Annotated in this window: 19 protein-coding genes; 7 read left to right on the plus strand and 12 right to left on the minus strand. The window is 37.3% G+C overall.

The window, feature by feature from the left end:
- Positions 1 to 485: 485 nt before the first annotated feature.
- Complete coding sequence (locus EJN90_RS04340) at positions 486 to 2,678, minus strand: DNA topoisomerase III (RefSeq protein WP_126109040.1); 2,193 nt, start codon at positions 2,676 to 2,678, stop codon at positions 486 to 488.
- A 175-nt stretch (positions 2,679 to 2,853) separates the two neighbouring features.
- Between EJN90_RS04340 and EJN90_RS04345 the strand changes: the two genes are divergently transcribed.
- Positions 2,854 to 3,705 carry a DegV family protein gene (locus tag EJN90_RS04345; protein WP_126109041.1) on the plus strand — a complete coding sequence of 284 codons (852 nt, stop codon included), beginning with the start codon at positions 2,854 to 2,856 and terminating at the stop codon, positions 3,703 to 3,705.
- A 29-nt stretch (positions 3,706 to 3,734) separates the two neighbouring features.
- Here EJN90_RS04345 and EJN90_RS04350 read toward each other — a convergent pair whose 3' ends face one another.
- Entirely contained in the window at positions 3,735 to 5,378 is a 1,644-nt protein-coding gene (locus EJN90_RS04350; protein ID WP_126109042.1) for a glycoside hydrolase family 13 protein, read from the minus strand.
- A 132-nt stretch (positions 5,379 to 5,510) separates the two neighbouring features.
- On the opposite strand from EJN90_RS04350, the gene EJN90_RS04355 reads away from it, so the two are divergent.
- Positions 5,511 to 6,167, plus strand: coding sequence for an HI_0552 family protein (locus tag EJN90_RS04355; RefSeq protein WP_126109043.1), 657 nt, complete (start codon positions 5,511 to 5,513; stop codon positions 6,165 to 6,167).
- Between the two features lie 108 nt (positions 6,168 to 6,275).
- On the opposite strand, the gene EJN90_RS04360 is transcribed toward EJN90_RS04355, so the two are convergent.
- Together EJN90_RS04360 and EJN90_RS04365 are read right to left on the minus strand one after the other, a co-directional pair.
- Positions 6,276 to 6,518 carry a hypothetical protein gene (locus tag EJN90_RS04360; RefSeq protein ID WP_126109044.1) on the minus strand — a complete coding sequence of 81 codons (243 nt, stop codon included), beginning with the start codon at positions 6,516 to 6,518 and terminating at the stop codon, positions 6,276 to 6,278.
- 46 nt (positions 6,519 to 6,564) lie between these two features.
- Positions 6,565 to 8,988, minus strand: a complete 2,424-nt coding sequence (locus tag EJN90_RS04365) for an AAA family ATPase (protein WP_164544001.1) — start codon at positions 8,986 to 8,988, stop codon at positions 6,565 to 6,567.
- 281 nt (positions 8,989 to 9,269) lie between these two features.
- Between EJN90_RS04365 and EJN90_RS04370 the strand changes: the two genes are divergently transcribed.
- A complete protein-coding gene (locus EJN90_RS04370; protein ID WP_126109046.1) occupies positions 9,270 to 9,911 on the plus strand; it encodes a phosphoribosyltransferase in 642 nt (213 codons plus the stop codon).
- Between the two features lie 2 nt (positions 9,912 to 9,913).
- On the opposite strand, the gene EJN90_RS04375 is transcribed toward EJN90_RS04370, so the two are convergent.
- The gene (locus tag EJN90_RS04375; RefSeq protein WP_126109047.1) at positions 9,914 to 10,603 is read right to left on the minus strand and encodes a C39 family peptidase; all 690 of its coding nucleotides are present in this window, start codon (positions 10,601 to 10,603) and stop codon (positions 9,914 to 9,916) included.
- Positions 10,604 to 10,783: 180 nt separating this feature from the next.
- On the opposite strand from EJN90_RS04375, the gene EJN90_RS04380 reads away from it, so the two are divergent.
- The 3 genes from EJN90_RS04380 (at position 10,784) to EJN90_RS04390 (ending at position 13,779) form a co-directional block, all read left to right on the plus strand.
- On the plus strand, positions 10,784 to 11,017 hold the full coding sequence (locus EJN90_RS04380) for a DUF1858 domain-containing protein (protein ID WP_227872577.1): 234 nt from the start codon (positions 10,784 to 10,786) through the stop codon (positions 11,015 to 11,017).
- Entirely contained in the window at positions 11,018 to 12,235 is a 1,218-nt protein-coding gene (locus EJN90_RS04385) for a DUF438 domain-containing protein (RefSeq protein ID WP_126109049.1), read from the plus strand.
- 356 nt (positions 12,236 to 12,591) lie between these two features.
- Entirely contained in the window at positions 12,592 to 13,779 is a 1,188-nt protein-coding gene (locus tag EJN90_RS04390) for a MalY/PatB family protein (RefSeq protein WP_126109050.1), read from the plus strand.
- Here the strand turns inward: EJN90_RS04390 and EJN90_RS04395 are convergent.
- Together EJN90_RS04395 and EJN90_RS04400 are read right to left on the minus strand one after the other, a co-directional pair.
- Complete coding sequence (locus tag EJN90_RS04395; RefSeq protein WP_407657521.1) at positions 13,776 to 14,348, minus strand: NUDIX hydrolase; 573 nt, start codon at positions 14,346 to 14,348, stop codon at positions 13,776 to 13,778. The two genes, EJN90_RS04390 and EJN90_RS04395, sit on opposite strands and share 4 nt — an antisense overlap.
- A gap of 74 nt (positions 14,349 to 14,422) precedes the next feature.
- Positions 14,423 to 14,671 (minus strand): hypothetical protein, encoded by a 249-nt coding sequence (locus EJN90_RS04400; protein WP_126109051.1) that lies wholly within the window; start codon positions 14,669 to 14,671, stop codon positions 14,423 to 14,425.
- A gap of 266 nt (positions 14,672 to 14,937) precedes the next feature.
- Between EJN90_RS04400 and EJN90_RS04405 the strand changes: the two genes are divergently transcribed.
- Positions 14,938 to 15,567 (plus strand): helix-turn-helix domain-containing protein, encoded by a 630-nt coding sequence (locus EJN90_RS04405; protein WP_126109052.1) that lies wholly within the window; start codon positions 14,938 to 14,940, stop codon positions 15,565 to 15,567.
- Positions 15,568 to 15,936: 369 nt separating this feature from the next.
- On the opposite strand, the gene EJN90_RS04410 is transcribed toward EJN90_RS04405, so the two are convergent.
- The 5 genes from EJN90_RS04410 to EJN90_RS04430 all read right to left on the minus strand — a co-directional run bounded on the left by EJN90_RS04410 (position 15,937) and on the right by EJN90_RS04430 (position 20,039).
- Complete coding sequence (locus tag EJN90_RS04410) at positions 15,937 to 16,821, minus strand: VOC family protein (protein ID WP_126109053.1); 885 nt, start codon at positions 16,819 to 16,821, stop codon at positions 15,937 to 15,939.
- 15 nt (positions 16,822 to 16,836) lie between these two features.
- Positions 16,837 to 17,157, minus strand: a complete 321-nt coding sequence (locus EJN90_RS04415) for a hypothetical protein (RefSeq protein ID WP_126109054.1) — start codon at positions 17,155 to 17,157, stop codon at positions 16,837 to 16,839.
- 74 nt (positions 17,158 to 17,231) lie between these two features.
- Entirely contained in the window at positions 17,232 to 17,975 is a 744-nt protein-coding gene (locus tag EJN90_RS04420) for a DNA/RNA non-specific endonuclease (RefSeq protein WP_407657523.1), read from the minus strand.
- A 14-nt stretch (positions 17,976 to 17,989) separates the two neighbouring features.
- Positions 17,990 to 18,451, minus strand: coding sequence for a hypothetical protein (locus tag EJN90_RS04425; protein WP_227872578.1), 462 nt, complete (start codon positions 18,449 to 18,451; stop codon positions 17,990 to 17,992).
- Positions 18,452 to 18,530: 79 nt separating this feature from the next.
- Entirely contained in the window at positions 18,531 to 20,039 is a 1,509-nt protein-coding gene (locus EJN90_RS04430; protein WP_126109055.1) for a DUF1846 domain-containing protein, read from the minus strand.
- Positions 20,040 to 20,124: the final 85 nt, after the last annotated feature.

Below are 20,124 nucleotides of genomic sequence, written 5' to 3' on the forward strand. Positions count from 1 at the left end.
TTATGGTGTTGGCAAGTCAAAGGAAAGCAACGTTTAAGAAAAGCGGACAAGTCCGCCTTGGCCTATGAAAAAATAGGAAATTTGACCCTGAATGAGCAGCGAAGCGCGCAATGGGGCAAATTTATCTTTTTTTCACTAGGTCAGGACTTGGGAGCTAGACATTGATGGCTGAACTTATAATCCCCTAGTCTATAAAAAATAGTGCTGCCTTTTTTTAGATAGATAAGAATTATTTATCAAGGAATACAGAGAATTTAAACACCCTCTTTCCTTGATAAATCGTAGTTATCAAGGAAAGAGGGTTGTAAAAAAGAAGGCTTTCCCTGACAAGTTATTTTTATCAAGGAAAGTGTCCACTTTAATTGGTACCTTTACCTGATAAAAATTATAAAATTAATATTTTTAGGCTCCCCAACTTCATTTGACAGAGAACCACAAAAAGCAATGACCTGGACGACAATCATCCAGATTCATTGCTTTAACTGTTATTTATCCAACTTCAATCCTTTTAATGCTTCAAACATAGCATTATTAACCGGCTCTTCTTTTTGTTGGCTCTTCAGATATTTTTGAACATCCCGTTTATCGGCCTTTTTTCCGCCGGTTTTCTTTCTTCGCTCTTGGAAAGCGGAAAGCTTTTCACGGTGTCCGCATTTACATACAAACATCTGGCCGTCTCCTTCGCCTACTAATTCTAGTTTCTTATGGCATACTGGACAACGAGCGTTAGTGACTTTGGAAACATTTTTGCGGTAGCCACATTCACGGTCTTGGCATACCAACATTTTTCCTCTTTTACCATTTACTTCAAGCATTGGCTTTCCACAATCCGGACAATGTTTGGTCGTTAAATTATCATGTTTGAATTGTGTATCACTTCTTTTAATTTCTGAAACGATTTCTTTTGTATATTCTTTCATCTCATTAATAAAATGCTCTTTTTTCAATTTTCCTTTGGCAATCTGCTCCAGCTTCAATTCCCATTCGCCAGTGAGTTCTGCAGATTTTAATTCTGCCGGCACTAACTCAAGTAACTGTCGGCCTTTTCCTGTCGTGTGAATTCGAGTACCGCGCTTTTCAAGCATAAATGAGCTAAAAAGTTTATCAATAATATCTGCGCGTGTCGCCACTGTTCCTAATCCGCCGGTCTCTTTTAGGGTTTGCGTAATTTTTTTATCATTAGAATCCATGTATTTTGCTGGATTCTCCATAGCAGAAAGTAAGGTTGCTTCTGTAAAAGCTGCGGGTGGTTTTGTTTGTCCGCTCGTTTCAGAAACATAGGAGATTGTTAACTGATCTCCTTTTTTCAATTGAGGAAGAATTTGTTCTTTCAAATCATCTTCTTCATCGATTTCATCCAACTGATTGTCGTATACCTCACGCCAACCTGCCTCTAGAATTGTTTTTCCTCTTGCCACAAATCGCTCTCCATTTAACTCTGCTTCCAAAGTTACTTGTTCCCAGACTTCTGCTGGAAATAGAACAGCTAAGAAACGTTTCACGACTAAATCATAAATTTTCCGTTCCCGATCCGACAATTTTTGCAATGGAATTGATTGTTCTGTTGGAATAATCGCATGGTGGTCGGATACTTTACTATCATCAACAAATGATTTATTTGCTTTGATTGGTCTAGACGTTACTTTTGCCACTAATGAACGATACTGCGGCGATGCAATTGCCCTTAATCGATCTGGGATTGTAGATACAATATCTGTCGATAAGTAGCGTGAATCAGTACGAGGATAGGTAAGAACTTTGTGTCTTTCGTATAAATTTTGCATCAAATTCAATGTTTCTTTAGCAGAGTAACCAAAGAAACGATTCGCATCTCTTTGCAGTTCAGTTAAATCATATAAGCCAGATGGGTATGTTTTCTTTTGCTTTCTATTAACAGAAGAAACATCCACGCTCTTCTGGTTCAACTTCTTCACTAATTGTTGGATTTTTTCACGATCGAAAGAGCGAGTCTGACCGCTTTGTTTATCCTGCCAAATCAATTTCATGTCATTTTCTGTTATAAGCTCAATTCCATAATAGCTTTTAGGCTGAAAATTCTTTATTTCTTCTTCTCGTTTTGCAATCATTGCAACGACTGGCGTTTGCACACGTCCGGTATTGAGTTGGGCATTGTATTTTGTCGTAAGCGCACGAGTCGCATTCAAACCAATGTACCAATCAGCTTCTGAACGAGCAACTGCTGATTGATATAAGTTTTCATATGTTTTTCCTGGTTTTAGCTTATTAAATCCGTCTTTGATTGCTTTATCTGTAACGGAGGAAATCCATAATCGTTTCATCGGCTTGTGTACATTAGCTTTTTCGATAATCCAGCGAGCCACTAACTCCCCTTCACGCCCGGCATCTGTGGCGATAATAATATCGTCGATATCTTTACGAAGCATTTGTTTCTTTACTGCTTGAAACTGGCTGGAAGTTTGACGAATAACTGTTAATTTCAAATCTTTCGGCAACATGGGTAAGTCATTTAAATTCCATGTTTTATACTTATTATCATATTGCTCTGGCTCTGCAAGCGTCACTAAATGACCTAATGCCCAGGTAACCACATATTGGTTTCCTTCTATATATCCTTGGCCTTTCTTGTTACAATTTAAAACTTTGGCAATATCTCTTGCAACAGAGGGCTTTTCTGCTAGTACTAAACTTTTTCCCATTATATAAATAAACTCCTTATTTCGTGCTTTTTGTCAGTAATACTATATCACAAAAACACAGGAGAGGTGTGTTCCTTGTTTGGTGAATAAAATTTTCATTATTTAAACTGATAGCGATTTAGTTTGTGGTATGATGGAAAAAAACATACGATTGTATTTGGCTAAAGGAGATATTATGCGAAAGATTGTTCTTACTACCGAAAGCGGTGCAGATTTACCAGAAAAATTGGTGCATAAATTTGGCATCAAAGTAGTACCTATGCATGTCATCATGGATGGAAAAGATTATAAAGACGGCTCGATTCCTGTAACAGATATTTTTGATTATTACGAAAGCACTAAAAAAATCCCTTCTACCACTTCAACAAACCCAAATGAATATACAGAATTATTCCAAGCTGTTCGAGCGGAAAACCCTGAAAGTATGATTGTCCATGTTGGTTATACATCCCAAGCCTCCTCTTCTTTTCAAAATGCTCTAATTGCAGGCGAAGATTTCAATGATATCTATTTTGTAGACACTTTAAATGTAACGGGCGGTTTAGGTGCAGTTGTTTTATATGCAGCAGAGCTACTGCAAGATCATCCAACTATTGGTGGGGAAGACCTGATTGCTGCGATTGAACAGGTTGTTCCGAAAACGAAATTAGCCTTTTTACCTGGTAATCTAGAATATCTGCGGGCAGGCGGGCGAGTTACTAATGCCCAATATTTAGGTGCTTCTTTGTTAAAATTAAAACCGATGATTGAATTGATTAACGGCAAACTTGTTTCAACAAAAAAATATCGCGGGAAAATGCTTAAAGCAACAACTACTCTCTTACATGATTATTTTAAAAACTACAATATTGATCGCAAACAGCTCTATTTCATTTATTCTGTTGGTCTCGAAGAAGAGATTAAGCGAGAACTGGAGAAGGTAGCTGCAGAATATGACTTTCACCATATCGAATGGATTGAAGCAGGTTGCGTGATTACTTGCCATAGCGGACCCGGAGCTTTCGGAGTTGCCGGAATAGAAATCTAACAAAAAAGCGGACAAGTCCGCTTTTTTTGTTAGATTTCTTTTTCAGGATTCAAATCCACCACAAACGTTTCATATGGTTCTAAAGTTAAATCGGCCAAATCATACTGTTTTCTTGAATAGTTCTGAATGATTGGATAATTGATACTTTGTTTTTCAGTCAATTGAAGGTTTTGGACTTTTTCGCTAAAGTTTGCGCATACTAACCAGCGTTTTCCTTCGTATGCTCTTATGTAAGCAAAAATGTTGGGATCATCTTCCAACAGCAATGTATAACTTCCGTAAATGACAATAGGATTTTCTTTTCGTAATTGAATCAGTTTTTTGTAACAGTAAAAAATTGACTGTTCATCGGCCAGACTCTCTGAAACATTAATTTCTTTATGATTGGGATGTACCGGTAGCCAGGACATTCCAGCTGAAAAACCAGCCTGCTCGCTATCATCCCACTGCATCGGTCTTCTTGCATTATCGCGGCCTTTGGCGTTAATCGATTCGATGATTTCTTCTTTACGGTACCCTTCTTCAAGACGCTCATAATACATATTCAGCGTTTCAATATCGTTCGCTTCAGAAATGTCTTTTAGCGGATAATTCGTCATCCCAATTTCTTCGCCCTGAAAAATGTAAGGAGTTCCTTTCATCATATGCAACAAAATCGCAAACATCTTCGCACTTTCGATACGGTATTCCTTATCATTTCCCCAGCGTGAGACAATTCTTGGTAAATCGTGATTATTCCAAAAAAGACTATTCCACCCTTCATTATCTAAGGATACTTGCCATTTTGACAGGACTTTTTTCAATTCCGGTATGGATAATTCCTTCAAATCCCATTTATCTTTTCCTTCTTGTTGATCCAGACCGACATGTTCAAATTGAAAGACCATCGATAACTCCTTGCGTGCAGGGTTTGAATATAACTTCGCAATTTCAGGTGTTGCTCCCCACGTTTCTCCAACTGTTAATAAGTCTGCCTTCCCAAACGATTCTCGATTCATTTCTTGTAGATACTCGTGTAATTTAGGACCGTTTCCAGTAATTTTTTGGTCAGGCAATTTTCCAATTAAATCAATTACATCCATTCGGAAACCACCAATTCCTTTATCAATCCAAAAATTCATCATATTATAAACTTCTTGGCGAACGGTTTCATTTTCCCAATTTAAATCGGGTTGTCTTTTACTAAAGAGATGCAGAAAGTATTGACCTGTTTCCTCATCTAATTGCCAAGCAGAGCCACTAAAAGCTGAGCGCAAATCATTGGGTTCTTTGCCGTCTACGGGATCCCGCCAAATATAATAATCACGATACGGATTGTCTTTACTCTTTCGTGCCTCTATAAACCAAGGGTGCTCGTCGGATGTATGATTCACTACTAAGTCCATCACGATATGAATATTCCGTTTTTTTGCTTCTTCAATTAATTCATCCATATCTGCCATTGTTCCAAAATCAGGATGAATGTCTTGGTAATCACTAATATCGTAGCCGTTATCGTCATTTGGTGACTGATAAACTGGACTCAGCCAAATAACATCGATTCCTAAATTTTCTAAATAATCTAGACGAGAAATAATTCCTTGCAAATCACCAATGCCGTCTCCATCGCTGTCTTGGAAACTTCTTGGATAAATTTGATACACAACTGATTGATGCCACCATTTTTCTTGCATTCTTCGCTACCTCTTCTTTTATTTTGTACCTCCATGATAGTGGAATGGTTTTCTCATTGCAAACGGTTCCTGACTTTTCCTCATTGAAAATTAAAAATTGCAGTATAATAACGGTAAGGAGTTGATAATGATATGGAAATAAATATTCAATCTATGGAAGATTATCTTTCTTATCAAGGAAAAAAATATATCGCCCCAGAAAAAGCTGGTGAGCGTAAAATAGAGATGGAGACTTTTAAAAAAGAGGGCCAGCTTGCGCGAAAAGAATTCCAAGAACTTTCGAAAGCAGTACATGCTCGGTTATCGGATTTTAATATGCAAAAAGTGAGCGGCTGGATGAATCAAGCTCAAATTGGCCGTCCACATTTTTGGTGTTATTTTAAAACAGAAACAGAGACCAGAGCCGATTCCTGTTTCGCAATTCGTCTGTTGACGATTGAAGAACGATTGGGTATTTCCGTTGAAGTTAGTTTTATTGAACGAGGAGTGATTCCGGAAACGATTGTTCGTCAAAATCAAGTTCTAGAAGTACCAATTAGCGAGCCCTTATATTATCTTGTTCAAGAAAATGGCGAAAGCCAACGTGAAGCTGGCACAGAAGATATTCGCGAAAAATTAAAATCAAAAGTCTTAGACGGCAGCGTGCGGAAAGTGCTCGTAAAATATGACATTCCAAAAATTAGTGAATTCGAAACGAATGAAGAATTGATAGAGGAAATTATAAATGGATTCAAAATGTTGGATCCCTACCGTTTAGCAACACGAAAAGAGGGCAAGTCCGACTTGTGAGTTGGACATTGATGGCAGAACTTATACTACCCTAGTCTAAAATAAAGACGTTCAAGCTCATTTTACAGCCTGAATGTCTTTATTTTTTGGGAATAAAGATGTTCAATGTTAAATTTCTTGCTGATCATCTTTATTTCTTGAAAATAACGATGTTCGGCCACAAGATGCCCTCTGAACGTCTGTTTCTGTAAATGCATCCATATCCACTCGGCCAGGAATTGAGAGCTGGATATTAATGTCAGAAAAACTTAGACTACCATTTTGCAATTTCTGACGGAATAGGAGCTGTTTGTAGGTTGCTAAAGCAGCCACACCCATGACAAAAGGGAGAGTCCACGTTTGAACGCTCACTCTCCCTTTGAGGCACCAGCACCAGAAATCATAATGCCAGCCGTTTTTATGCTTTTACAATATCTTCTGAAATAATTGTGAATAGATCAGCTTCATCGTCAATTGCCAGACGATTACTCTGCTGAAGCTTCGTTTTTTCGAACAAACTTCGAGCAGAACGAGCATTCCCAAAATGACTGTCTCGTTTCTCAAATCCTTCTTCAAAAACATGTTGAACTGTTTCTTTTGCTTCATCCGTCAAGATAAAACCTTGCTGACTTGCTCCCATTAGGAAAATTTCTGTTAATTCAGCACTACTGTAGTCAGGAAAATCAATGGTATACGCAACTCGACTACGAATACCAGAATTCATGTTTAACATTAATTCCATTTCTCCTGGATAACCTGCCATAATCACGACAAGTTTATCACGGTTGTCTTCCATTTCCTTAATTAACGTACTGATCGCTTCAAAACCAAAATCACTTTCAGAACCAGAATAGAGTGAGTAAGCTTCGTCAATAAATAGTACGCCGCCATAAGCTTCTTTGATTTTCTCCAAAGTTTTCGGCCCCGTTTGACCGACATATTGCCCCACTAAGTCATCTCTGGTTACTTCGATCATATGTCCACGTTTCAGAACACCAATGGATTTCAAAATCTGGCTGATTAAACGAGCAATAGTCGTCTTACCTGTACCTGGTTTTCCAGTAAATACCATATGCAGAGACAAATCATTGGTTCCATGTCCAAGTTCTTCCCGTCGCTTTTCAGCACGCACATAATTAATAATGGATTTCACTTGCTCTTTTACATCGGCAAGTCCTACTAAGCTTTGTAATTCATCCATTAAGTCCTTAATATCATCGCCAAATAATTGATCTGGATTAATACCGAAATCTAATGGTTCTAGAATGACCAAATCTTCTTCTGTTAACGAACGGTCACTCAATCGATAGGCTCTTTCACGCATAGCCGATTCCATAATATTTCGAACAGCCCGAGCATTGGCAAATTGGGGAGATACTTTTTCTTGGTTAATCTTAATCAGAAAAGCTTTCTCAGCTTCCTCTGTTAATGTATAGTGATTGTCTTCCGCTTGATCGGTCGCAATATCCAGCAGCTCTTTATCAGAAAAATCATCAAAATAAATTTGCATATTAATGCGGCTTGATAAGCCAGGATTCGACTTGAGTAATTCTTTCATTCCAGCATCATAACCGGCCAAGACAACAATAAAATCATTGCGATAATCTTCCATTGCCTTAATCAGTACTTCAATCGCCTCAGCACCGTAATCACCATGATCACTCTTGGCAGGAGACAGAGAGTATGCCTCATCTATAAAAAGAACGCCGCCTTTAGCTGATTCAATAATTTCACGCGTCTTTTGAGCAGTTTGTCCCATATAACCACCGACTAAATCGGAACGGTCCACTTCAACTAATTGACCTGTTTCCAAAATTCCTAATGAATAGAAAATATCTCCTAAAATACGGGCGACGGTCGTTTTTCCTGTTCCTGGATTTCCAGAAAAGGCAAAGTGATAACTGGGTTGTTCACCTTTTTCAATCGATAGCATATAGGCGCGGCGTTTGTCATATTCCATCAGCTTCACGATCCGGTTGATTGTATCCTTCACTTCGTCTAAGCCTACTAATTCATTTAATTCTTCTAAAACATCTTCGATGTGGGGGCGTGTTTTCTTATAAGGTTGCGCTGTTTCGATGCCAAATGGATTTTGAATCGTAGAACGTTTTCCCTTTTTAGGTTGCATGCTGTCAATCAAAGATTCTACTTTGGCTGTACTATGAGATAAGGGGCGCGTTCTTTTTAGATACTCATAAATTTTGCGGCATTCCTCAAAATCACCATGAATATAATGTGCATACACACGGTCATATTCGATATCATCGTCGTAACCATGCTTTTCAGATACTTCAATTGAATTTAAAATCGTTTCTAACGACTCTTCTTGTTGCAGGTAAATCTTCGTCTTTAAGCGATGGGAGGCATATAATTTTGGTTGTCTTTCCAAGACTACTTCTGTCATTTCCAAGGCTCTGTCTAATTGATTGCGCTCAAATGCCAGAGATGCTAAAATTCGAGCTGCTTCCCAATTTTTCTCATTAATCGCATAAGCTCGCTCTGCTAATTGTTTTGCCTCATCCGTGAAGTTTTGTTGCAGATACAATTGCGCCAGCAAAACTAAATAGGAGTCTGCCTCTGGGTTCGTTTCAACTGCTTTTTGAACATATGCCATTGCCTTGTTATAATCATGATTTCGATAATAGCTTAGCCCCAATAAATAATTCACTTGCGGATGATCTGGAAATTGATGATGCGCTTCTCTAAGAATAGGGACACTGCTCAAGGCCATATTGTTCTTGATATTGTACTCCATCCCCCGCAAACGATCCTCTATATTTTCAATTGTCATTTTTTGAGATTCGTTTGCTTCAATTGTTTCTTCCGGTGCTGTTTTTTCCATGCTTACTCCTCCTTCCTCTGTTATTTTTTTATGTACTTCTGTCTTATTCATTGCATTATATTCTATCATATAAGTCGCTAAAAGTTGTTATTATTTGCTTGTTATCATTATTTTTTCACTTTTTTCATTTTGATGAATCTGTATTTTATACTGTTATATTTTTTAGAAATTCTTTTTCATTCTGCCCAACTTTCCTTCTTGTCTATCATCGATATTTTTCATAAACAATGGTATGATAATAGTAGAAAGCGCTTTAATTTAACTAGAAAGGATGAAGTGAAATGAAAAGAGCACAATTCCTTGACCGACACGATGCTGGTCGACAACTTGCCGAAAAATTAACTGCTTATCAAGGAGAAAATTCGATTGTTTTTGCATTGCCTCGTGGCGGTGTTCCTTTAGGTGTGGAAGTTGCCAAACACTTGCAAGTCCCTCTCAAGCTAATTATTACTAAAAAAATTGGACACCCTTTTAATCCTGAATATGCGATTGGGGCAATTTCAGAACACGGTAAAGCTATTTATAATATGTCTGAAATTATGCAGGTAGATAAAGAATGGCTGATGAATGAAGAAGCTAGACTGAAAAACGAAATAAAAAGGCGTCGGTATAAGTATAACAACAAAGGTTTCCCTGAATCACTTGAAGGAAAAACAGCCATCATCGTCGACGATGGCATTGCAACCGGCTATACAATGTTGGCAGCCATTGATGACGTAAAGAAGCAAAACCCCCAAAAAATAGTAGTCGCGATTCCGGTAGTTCCTGAATCCATGGCAAAAAAACTAGAAGAAGAAGTACATGAATTAATTACATTGGAACGTACCCGCCATTATTTAGGGGCTGTAGGTGCTTATTATGCAAAGTTTAATCAGTTGAATGATTCAGATGTCATTGAACTACTAAAAAACAAATATACTTAGTTTTACAAAGAATAAGACCAGTAATTCATTCCCGCTTCTTCGATGATCGAGCTTTCATACCAATTGTAGTTATGGAATTTATTTTCCAAATCATCATTGGGATCATTCAAACTGAATTTTCCGTCTTGATAACCGGTCAAGAGCATAATATGCCCAACATCAGTGAATTGACTTACATCTACAGAAACGATTACTAAGTGTCCTTTTTCCAGTTCTTCTTTTGCCCATTCAATATTATTACCTAGGTTTAAGAAGTCCAACTCATGAAATAATGCATAATCTTCAAAAATCTCCCAGCTCGTCCCGGCTCCATAGATATAGTAATCATTTTGAGCCCATTCTTGAACAGTAGCTGGTGTAGATTCAAATCCATAATAATTCCCAATCATCGCTAAAGTTGCGATAGCACAGCCATTTTCTGCCATATTTTCATCGCCGTCCGTACCGTACGAGATGTCTTTCCATTCATCCGCTGTTTGAAGAAATAAAGGTACATCGCTTGTACGCACTAATTCGATTTTTGAAGGATGTTCCTCTCTATTAGGAACATCTTTTTCACTGGTAACGTTTTGGACATTTTCATTATTAATAATAACCGACGATTTGGGTTCATTTTCTTTTTGCTCATGATAGTAAGTAAAGCCCATTGCAACTACTAATAGTAACAAAGTTGCTTTAAAAAAATTCTTCATAACTTTTAGACCTCATTTTTAAATAGAATCTTATACGTTCATTATCTTAACACGTTCTGCTTCTATTTGTAATACCTGCTCATTTTACCTTGCAAAGATTGTCACTTTTCTTTATTATAGTAGCAGCCTTATGTGAATAAAATTCATTTAGATAGATAGGATCGAGAAAGGATGAACGCTGTGAAAGAAGTTAGCTTAAAGGATACCGTTTTTGATACGGTCGCAAAACATCCAGAAGTTCGTGAAGTAATTATCAGCTTAGGATTTACTCCATTAAGTGATGACAAAATGTTGCATACTGCAGGAAGAATGATGACTTTGGGAAGAGCCGCAAAACAATTCGGTATTCCTTACGAAACAATTGTTCAAACGCTGGAAAAAAATGGATTTACAGTAAAGGAGTCGGAACTCTAATTGAAAAAACAAAGCCAACGCTCAATAGATTTTGAAGCTCGTCAAATGATTTTGAAAGACCTCATTCTTCGTTTGCATGATGGCGAGGACGAGGAACAAATCAAGATTGAATTTAAAGAACATTTCGATAATGTCAGTGCATTTGAGATTTCTGTTATGGAACGTCGCCTTATGAGCCAAGGTATCCAAGCGGAGGAAATTATGCTTCTTTGTAATGTTCACGCTTCTCTCTTTAATGGTTCGATTGAGTCCGTTTATGAATACAGTGAAGAGCAAGACAAACCGGGCCACCCCATCCGGGTCATAAAAGAAGAAAACTTAGCGATTGAAACTGCACTTGATCGAATCGAAAAACTATTTTTTGTATATTTGGATGAGCCTGCCCCTGACTTAAAGCATGGATTACTCTTGCAAATTGATATGCTTTGGGAAATCGACAAACATTACGCTAGAAAAGAAAACTCATTCTTTCCTATCATGGAACGATACGGCTTCACTGCGCCACCAAAAGTAATGTGGGGAGTCGACGACCAAATTCGCGACATGATTAAAAGTTTCCGTAATATTATCGAGACCGACCAACTAGATCAGGCTACAGAAATATTCGATAATATGAAGTATGAGATTGAAGAGATGGTTGTCAAAGAAGAAGAAATCATGTTACCGATGATTATTCCTTTTTTTAATGAAGATGATTGGATATCGATTGCGGCTGAATCAGAAGAAATCGGCTATTGCATGGTCCAACCAGAAGCAAAATGGAAACCAGAGCGTTATGAATTCAATGTAAACGGTGTTCCAACCGATAAAGATGGCAATATTCAATTTGAAACGGGTTATCTATCCGTAAAGGAATTGGAGAAAATTCTGAACGAGCAGCCGTTGGAACTCACTTTTGTTGATGCAAATGATAAAGTGAAATACTTTAACAATGGTCCGGGCAAAAAATTATTTCCGCGGACAAAAAACTCATTAGGACGAGAAGTCTATAATTGTCATCCACCAAAAAGCCAGCCAATTGTACGGAAGTTAATCGCTGACTTCAAAGCGGGAACAAAAGACTCCGAAACTTTGTGGTTCCGTGCTCGAGGGAATTTTGTGATGGTGACCTATAAAGCTTTGCGCGATGATGATGGAAGCTATTTAGGAACTTATGAATATGTCCAAGATATTGAAAATATCGTGAACATCGATGATGAAAGACGTTCGATTGAATAAAATCATTACATGAGCCAGGGCAGAAAGTTGCCTTGGCTTTTTGCTGGTCCAGCTGAACACTTTTATGAATTCTGTAACCTTCGCACCTTTTTTGCTGCTCCAAGCTCCCACTTTTTTGAATTCTGTAACCTTCACACCTTTTTTACTGCTTCAAGCTCCCACTTTTATGAATTTTGTAACCTTCACACCTTTTTTGCTGCTCCAAACTCCCACTTTTGAGAAGTTATCTCATGATTATAAGCAGAATGTCGAATTAGACTAAATACCGGAGACAGAAGTCGATAATTTTCTCTTTGACAACTCAAAAAATCCACTAATCGTGTTACACTTAGTACAATGATTAATGGAGGTGTGCTATGAAATACGACTTTACCACTCTTGTTGATAGGAAAAATACTGGGTCAGCAAAATGGGAACAAATGGCAGATTGGAACTCTAAGGTCGCTCCAGATACTGTGCCGCTTTCTATCGCCGATATGGAATTAAAAAACCCACCTGAAATAATTGAGGGATTGAAAGAATACTTAGATGAAACAATTTTAGGATACACCTTACCTTATCCAAGCTTTTACAAAGCTGTTGTGAATTGGCAGAAGAAGCGTCATAATTGGACGATCGAACCAGAATGGATTATAAATACACAAGGGGTAGTTGCCGCTTTCTACGCTGCTATTCGAGCTTTTTCAAATAAAGGTGATGGCATTATTGTATTCCGCCCTGTCTACTACCCCTTCCTGCAAGCAATTGAAGATAATGAGCGAACAGAAGTAAACGTTCCTCTCATTGAGACTGATGGACACTATACCATCGACTTTGACGCTTTTGAAGAGGTTGCTGCAAAAGCAGAAAATAAAATTCTTATTTTCTGTAGTCCGCATAATCCCGTAGGACGCGTATGGACAAAAGAAGAGTTACAAAAATTAGCGGAAATCATTATCCAACATGATCTACTGCTCATTTCTGATGAGATTTGGTATGACTTTATTATGCCTGGACATACTCATACCGTAACAACCACTGCCCATCCACAATTAAAAAAGCAGACCATTACTTGTACAGCACCTTCTAAATCGTTCAATTTAGCCGGCTTAGGTCTTTCTAATATTATTATTGAAGATCCAAAAATCCGCGAACGTTTCCGAAGTGAAATCGAAAAGGTACGCGGAGACATGATCAATATATTTGGTTTTAAAGCTTGTGAAATTGCCTATACAAAATCCGAAGCTTGGCTGGATGAATTGTTAACGTTGATCAAAAATAACCACCAAGTTGTTCATGACTTTTTTCAAGAAAAGTTTCCCAAAATCAAAGCACCTTTTCCAGAAGGAACGTATCTGCAGTGGCTCGACTTTCGTGCACTGGCTCTATCTGATGAAGAGTTAGAACAGTTCTTGCATCAGGAAGCAGAGTTCTTTACAGATGAAGGCTATATTTTTGGAGAGGAAGGCAGCGGATTTGAGCGAATTAACGTAGCTCTTCCTACTGATGTTTTAAAAACACAGCTTTACAAACTTGAAGCAGCATTAAAACAAAGAGGTTATTAATTTTTTTGATTCTGCACAACAGGAATTTTTTCATTCAATTTACGATAAATTTCCTTCATTTCAGCTTCACTGCTTTTCTCAACTGCTTCTTCTAAGAACATCCAAGCAACAGCACTATTTTCGTCTGGCTTTACAAGAAGTTGTTCTTCTTCGTCCGCCTGTATTAAATAGGTAACGTTTAAATGCAAATGCTCAGGAATCTCTTTTCCTCTTTTTATATGGGCCGGTACTTCTAAAATTTCAATTGAATAGATGTCTGTTTGAACAGGTTTGAGTTTGCTCAAGCCTGTTTCTTCATTTACTTCTTGAAGAGCGACTTTTAGAAAATCTTCTTCTCCGTCTACGTGGCCGCCTAACCATGACCAAGACTGATAAATGTTGTGGTAAGCCATAACCGTTTTCGTAAAGTCATGATTGACAACCCAAGCTGAAGCTGAAAAATGTGCAATTTCATTCTCTCGAGTCAAAACATCTGGATAAGTATCTATATAAGTAAGGATTCTTTTTTTATCTTCTATTTCTTGTTCGTTGTATGGTTTGTATGCTTCAATCATGTTGCGTAATTGCAAAGTGTTGACCCCTCTCTTCCAACTCTAAACTTTTATGAAAATACTTCTTATCTGAACAAGTATACCATCAAAATTTAGCGAGAAGATGAATAAACATGGTATTTTTTTACAACGAATTGGTTTCGCTTATTCCTGGTTCCATAAATAACGATAGAAGAACCTTCATTAACCTGATACAAAAAGTTTAGTGAATGGGTTTTTATTAGACAATTTTCTCGTTCATCGTGATCAGTTTCAATTGTAAACCGAACGAGTGGTGTTTCTTCCAACTTCACGATTTTTATTTTTTCAACATTCCCTTTTAAATAAGTTCTGTCATTCATTTCCCACACCTCATTTCGTTATCTAAATTATACGAACGTACGTTCAAACTGTCAAGTGACTTTTAATATAGAAACAAATATTTCACTCTCAAAAACGACCAAAGCTTGATAGAACGACATGCCACAAATTGTGACACAATCTTCTTTGCTCTTCTCTGGAAAATAACTCATAATAAAATTTGACGAGAATAATCATGTGCTGAAAACTGGCTCGTATATTTTCCAGAAAATGTTAGATTTATATATATGAGGAGGAATTATGTTTGATGACAATTGGAGAACGTATCAAGGAAGCTCGAAAAGAAAAAGGAATGACACAGCAAGAACTTGCTCAACAATTAAATATCTCAAGATCTGCTATTTCCAACTGGGAAATCGGTAGAAACTATCCTGATATCCAAATGATTGTGTCAATTTCAAATTTACTAGATGTTTCTCTTGATCAATTACTGAAGGGAGACGAAGCAGTCGTGAAAAAAATTGCAGATGATACGCATGTTAGAAAGAAACAGAGTTTCAAGATTAAAATTCTGTACACAGTAGTCGCTTTATTGTTAGTCATCACTTTATCGTTTGGAGTACCAAGATTTATAAATACCGTCCTATCTCGGGAGAGCCAAATTAAATCAGTAGAGTTACTAGAAGGTAACAAAATAAAAATAGAAACCAACCTTCCTCCTTACAGAACAATTAGCGGGTACATGTTGAGCAGCGCTCAAGACCCTTGGGAATTGGATTTAGCTATTTCAATTCACCTAGATTTTTCAATGATAAACGAAGAAACTGTCATTGTAGAAATTAATGATGATATGAGGAAACATGTAGAAAACATTGTGGGTATTAATCTCGTTAATTCAAGAAATAAGATTTTCAAAACCATTCCTCTTCATGAATAATCAAAGACTCCCAATAAAGTAGTCGAATTCACTACTCTATCGGGAGTCTATTTTTACGGTTCTATATTTTTTTAGTATTGATAGACTTGTACAAACGCCATTTTGAGATTTCTGACGGAATAGGGGTTCTTTTAGCCATGTCAATGATTCAAAGGAAACACTGTGGGCAATACCCAAGTATATCATGTTTGAAAGTTGCTGAAGTAACAACAACCATGACAATTATGGAGAATTGACGCTTCAGCGATTACTGCTTGAAAGCCTGAATAAAAAAGATTCAGGGGTTCCCTGACTCCATACAAGCAAACCCGCCTATTCCAAAAGAAATTTCTTTTCAGATACCATCATCGATGAAAGCTTGAGCCTTTTTTATTTATCTGCGAATGCTCTTCGTAATTCAGCGATATTCATTTTTTTCATTTTTAAGAAGGCTTCTACGACACGCTGTGTTGCTTCTTCGTCTTCTGAAAGCAACAGCTTATTTAATTCGCGCGGAGCAATTTGCCAGGAAACACCAAATTGATCTTTTAACCAGCCACATTCTTCTGCCTCAGGTACAGCTGATAGTTTTTCCCAATAATAATCAATTTCTTCTTGATTTTCACAATAGACCATCAACGAAATTGCTTCATTGAATGCGAAATCGTGAAGGCTCGCGCCGCCATCCATAGCAGTCATCTGTAATCCTTCTAGTTCAAAAGTCGAGAGTGTCAGTTTTCCAATATATTCTTCTCCCATTTCTTCTCCGTAGTACTCAAGCTTACCAATAGAAGAATTTTTAAAAGTTGATACATAATGATTAATCGCTGCTTCCGCATTTCCATGTTGTTCTTTGACAAATAAAAGTGATGGGATAATCTTTTGCTTAATCGGTTCTGTTACATGAATCAATTGCCAAGAAAGACCATATCGATCAGCTAGCCAACCATAGCGTTCACTAAATGGATACTGCCCCAACTCCATTAACGCATGTCCACGATCTATTAGTTTCTCCCATAATCTCTCCACTTCCTCAACGGTCTCACATTGGACTGCCAAAGAAATCGAGGGGTTAAAAGTAAATAATGGACCGGCAGAAATAGCAAAAAATTCTAAACCAGCAAGTGTGAAGGAAAGTTGTTCTGAATCACCGGATGGCGTGTCCTTTACAATGATTGTCCAGTTTACTTTTGACTCATCAAAAAGAGTTGTATAAAAATTAGCGGCTTCCAGGGCTTCTGTATCAAACCACAAATGTGGAACAATTTTTTGCATGGTATTTCCTCCTAATTAGATGAAATAACTTCCTAGTAAAAAACTTGCTACTAATGCACAAACTGGAACAGACAAAATGAATACAAGAATCCCTATAAACGAGCGATCCTCGCGCCAAACGATTGCGACAAGACTGCCAAATAAACTAACGAATGCACCGATTATTCCCGATACGGTCAGTAACATCAATATCCAATTGATAAATGAACGTGTAACTTCAGCGCCACCCCACTTATCTCGAACAAAAGCAACAATTATCCATGTCACTAAAAAATAGAGTAACGCCCAGATTGCCAACTTCCCTAAACTTGTTCGTGGCCGAAAGGTTAATTTCATCGTGAATCCTCCGATTAACATTTTCCTATTTTGTATATTTTACCACTTTCTAATAAGTTTTGTCTCAATTTACATTAATTAACTTTTTTACTTGATCCATCTTGATAGTTGATCTCGTAACCTTCTTGAACATTGAAGATGTATACGTTAAAATGTAAGCCTTCGTCTTCAACTGATTGTGCCATTAGGTGAATACCTCTTGCTACGAGCTCATTTTCACGAAAAATGGGTTGAACCAAGTACCTTACATGATTATTGGTTTGCTCTAAGTAATAGTTAACATCATTTTCAAACCGTAACATGTGAGGATTATTTAAACTTCTCGTTCCGGTCATTAAATTACGGATATTATTGTTCTCCCCTGTTAGTTGAAAGCCAATTAGATGACAGCGATTATATAACCATTGACCATTTTCTAACTTCTTTTGCTTCCAACCGGTTGGATCAATATACAAAGGCTCACGTTCCTCTAAAGGAAATAAATCTGTTCCCAACATGGCATCTGCAGGACCTACGCGATTCAATCGATCGATCTCACTAAAAGACTGCCAGCTGCCGTCTGCTAAAGATAACTCGTCTTCACTAAAGGTTGGGTTATTTCCATTTACTTCAATTACTTGGTTAACACCATCATATTCTAAATAAGTTAATTCTGATTCTGGAACAGTTTCTGTTAAAAATAAATCTTCAATAATGCCTTGTATCACAGGCAGTGGTTGGGTCATTAAAATAAAAAGGACAGCCGCTGCTGCTAATACTCCATTGACTACTTTCAAACGAATATCCATTTCATCTTTTCTTTTTCTTCCTCTTGCCATTTTATTGTTTTCATCTATCCTTTCTGAAAGCCCTCATCACGCAAATAAGATTCTCCAGCTTCTTTTGTTTTAAATATCCCTTCAACCTGCTCACTCGGAAGTAGAACAGACCAAACTGGATTCTCAAACTGCAAACGCAGTACTTCCCCTTCTTGGTTAAACCACAATTCAGAATAGCCGTCTTCATACCCAGATTCTGTTTTTCTTAAAAATGAAACAGCTTCTTCAACTAACTCACGAATGCGGTCTTCATCATCCTCTAGCACAGAAATATAGCCTTTATTGGTTTCTTCTTTTGGCAAATAGCCTGCATAAATAAAGGCATTTCCGTTTGGATGCAAAAAGCGGACCACAACGGTTTTCGCAACAGCACTTTCTTTAAAATGGTAGTTCAAACGATTCATAGACACAGGGTTTGCTTCTAATTCTGGATAACTATCAAAAATTTCTTTTTTTTCTTCAAATGTTAGAATCATATTTTTCTCCTTCGCGCTTGAGTGATTACTAAAAATAATCGGAATGCAAAAACGGCACACCGATTATTTCAGCTTTTTCTTAAATATAGTAAAGATTTTCTGAAGAATACACGGGATCACTTGTGATATCCAATCCTAAATTTCGTAAAATTTGTTCATCGTCTTTCTTGAGCATGACTGTAGAATGAGCTTGAACACCAGAAAGTTCTGATAATTTATTATAGCATAATTGTGCAGTAGGATTTGTAACCGCACTGATTGCTAAAGCAATTAAAATTTCATTGGCATTCAATACGGGCATACGATTGTGCAATACTTCAGCCTTTGTCTTTTGAATGGTTTCTAAAATGGTCAGTGAAAGCAAAGGAATTTCATCGGCTACATTCGCCAAAACTTTAATGGAATTCAAAATTGCCGCTGAAGAAGAATCCATCAAGTTGGATGTTCTTCCTGTAACGATACGACCATCTTTTAATTCAAAAGCCATAACGGACTTCGCATCATTCGTTTCAGCTTGAGAGCGAAGTTTTTTAGCGTATTCTCTTGCCGGCTGTACAGGTAGACGATCTTCTTGTTTTACACCGACATCTTCCAGTAACATTTTCATACGATAAAGGATATCCTCGCCGATCAGTCCTTTTTTATAATCACATTCCGTTGCAAAACTTCTTCGGATAATTTCTTGCTTAGAAGCCTCTTGTACAACCTCATCATCTGTAATCCCAAAGCCGACACGATTCACGCCCATATCTGTTGGAGACTGGTAAACAGATTCTTTCCCTGTAATCTTTTCGATGATTCGTTTGATTATTGGAAAAGTTTCAATATCCCGATTATAATTTACCGCGATTTGATTGTATTTTTCATAGTGAAAATTATCAATCATATTCACGTCTTTTAAATCAACCGTTGCTGCTTCATAAGCAACATTTAGCGGGTGTTTTAAAGGAATATTCCATACAGGAAAGGTCTCGAATTTAGAATAGCCAGCTTTTCTTCCTAATCGGTTTTCATGATAAAGTTGGTTCAAACAAGTTGCCAATTTCCCACTTCCTCCGCCTGGAGAAGTCACTACAACAATCGGTTTTGTCGTTTCTATAAATTCATTTTGGCCAAATCCTTCATCACTTGTAATCAAATCAATATTCGAAGGATAGCCCTCAATACTGTGATGTGTATAAACCAAGATATCACGTTTCTGCAATTTATTAATAAATAAACGTGTAGATGGCTGTCCATGATAACGCGTGATAACAACACTGTTCACTTTCAAACCAAACTCTCTAAACTCATCAATCAAACGAAAAACGTCCATGTCATAGGTAATGCCATAGTCACCGCGAATCTTGTTTCGTTCAATATCTCCTGCATAAACGCAAATCACGATCTCTGCTTGATCTTTTAAACGTTGTAATAATTTTATTTTTGCATCCTCATCAAAACCTGGGAGTACTCTTTTGGCATGTTTATCACCAATTAATTTCCCACCGAACTCTAGATATAATTTATCATAATGGTTCACCCGCTCCAGTATATAGCGAGACTGTTCTTCAATGTATTTTTTTGAATCAAAGCCTATTTTCTCCATACCAAACCTCCAAGTTCTTTTTGATTTTCTATTCATCAACTCTACTTATTATAAAGATTATTCGCTTGATTGCAACGTGCTTCAC

The sequence above is a fragment of the Jeotgalibaca ciconiae genome (assembly GCF_003955755.1).
GTDB lineage: Bacteria > Bacillota > Bacilli > Lactobacillales > Aerococcaceae > Jeotgalibaca > Jeotgalibaca ciconiae.

Bases quoted from the DNA above. Each gene is read 5' to 3' on its own strand.
- EJN90_RS04340 (WP_126109040.1), bottom strand. From the start codon at position 2,678: ATGGGAAAAAGTTTAGTACTAGCAGAAAAGCCCTCTGTTGCAAGAGAT.
- EJN90_RS04345 (WP_126109041.1), top strand. From the start codon at position 2,854: ATGCGAAAGATTGTTCTTACTACCGAAAGCGGTGCAGATTTACCAGAA.
- EJN90_RS04350 (WP_126109042.1), bottom strand. From the start codon at position 5,378: ATGCAAGAAAAATGGTGGCATCAATCAGTTGTGTATCAAATTTATCCA.
- EJN90_RS04355 (WP_126109043.1), top strand. From the start codon at position 5,511: ATGGAAATAAATATTCAATCTATGGAAGATTATCTTTCTTATCAAGGA.
- EJN90_RS04365 (WP_164544001.1), bottom strand. From the start codon at position 8,988: ATGGAAAAAACAGCACCGGAAGAAACAATTGAAGCAAACGAATCTCAA.
- EJN90_RS04370 (WP_126109046.1), top strand. From the start codon at position 9,270: ATGAAAAGAGCACAATTCCTTGACCGACACGATGCTGGTCGACAACTT.
- EJN90_RS04375 (WP_126109047.1), bottom strand. From the start codon at position 10,603: ATGAAGAATTTTTTTAAAGCAACTTTGTTACTATTAGTAGTTGCAATG.
- EJN90_RS04390 (WP_126109050.1), top strand. From the start codon at position 12,592: ATGAAATACGACTTTACCACTCTTGTTGATAGGAAAAATACTGGGTCA.
- EJN90_RS04400 (WP_126109051.1), bottom strand. From the start codon at position 14,671: ATGAATGACAGAACTTATTTAAAAGGGAATGTTGAAAAAATAAAAATC.
- EJN90_RS04405 (WP_126109052.1), top strand. From the start codon at position 14,938: ATGACAATTGGAGAACGTATCAAGGAAGCTCGAAAAGAAAAAGGAATG.
- EJN90_RS04410 (WP_126109053.1), bottom strand. From the start codon at position 16,821: ATGCAAAAAATTGTTCCACATTTGTGGTTTGATACAGAAGCCCTGGAA.
- EJN90_RS04415 (WP_126109054.1), bottom strand. From the start codon at position 17,157: ATGAAATTAACCTTTCGGCCACGAACAAGTTTAGGGAAGTTGGCAATC.
- EJN90_RS04420 (WP_407657523.1), bottom strand. From the start codon at position 17,975: ATGGCAAGAGGAAGAAAAAGAAAAGATGAAATGGATATTCGTTTGAAA.
- EJN90_RS04425 (WP_227872578.1), bottom strand. From the start codon at position 18,451: ATGATTCTAACATTTGAAGAAAAAAAAGAAATTTTTGATAGTTATCCA.
- EJN90_RS04430 (WP_126109055.1), bottom strand. From the start codon at position 20,039: ATGGAGAAAATAGGCTTTGATTCAAAAAAATACATTGAAGAACAGTCT.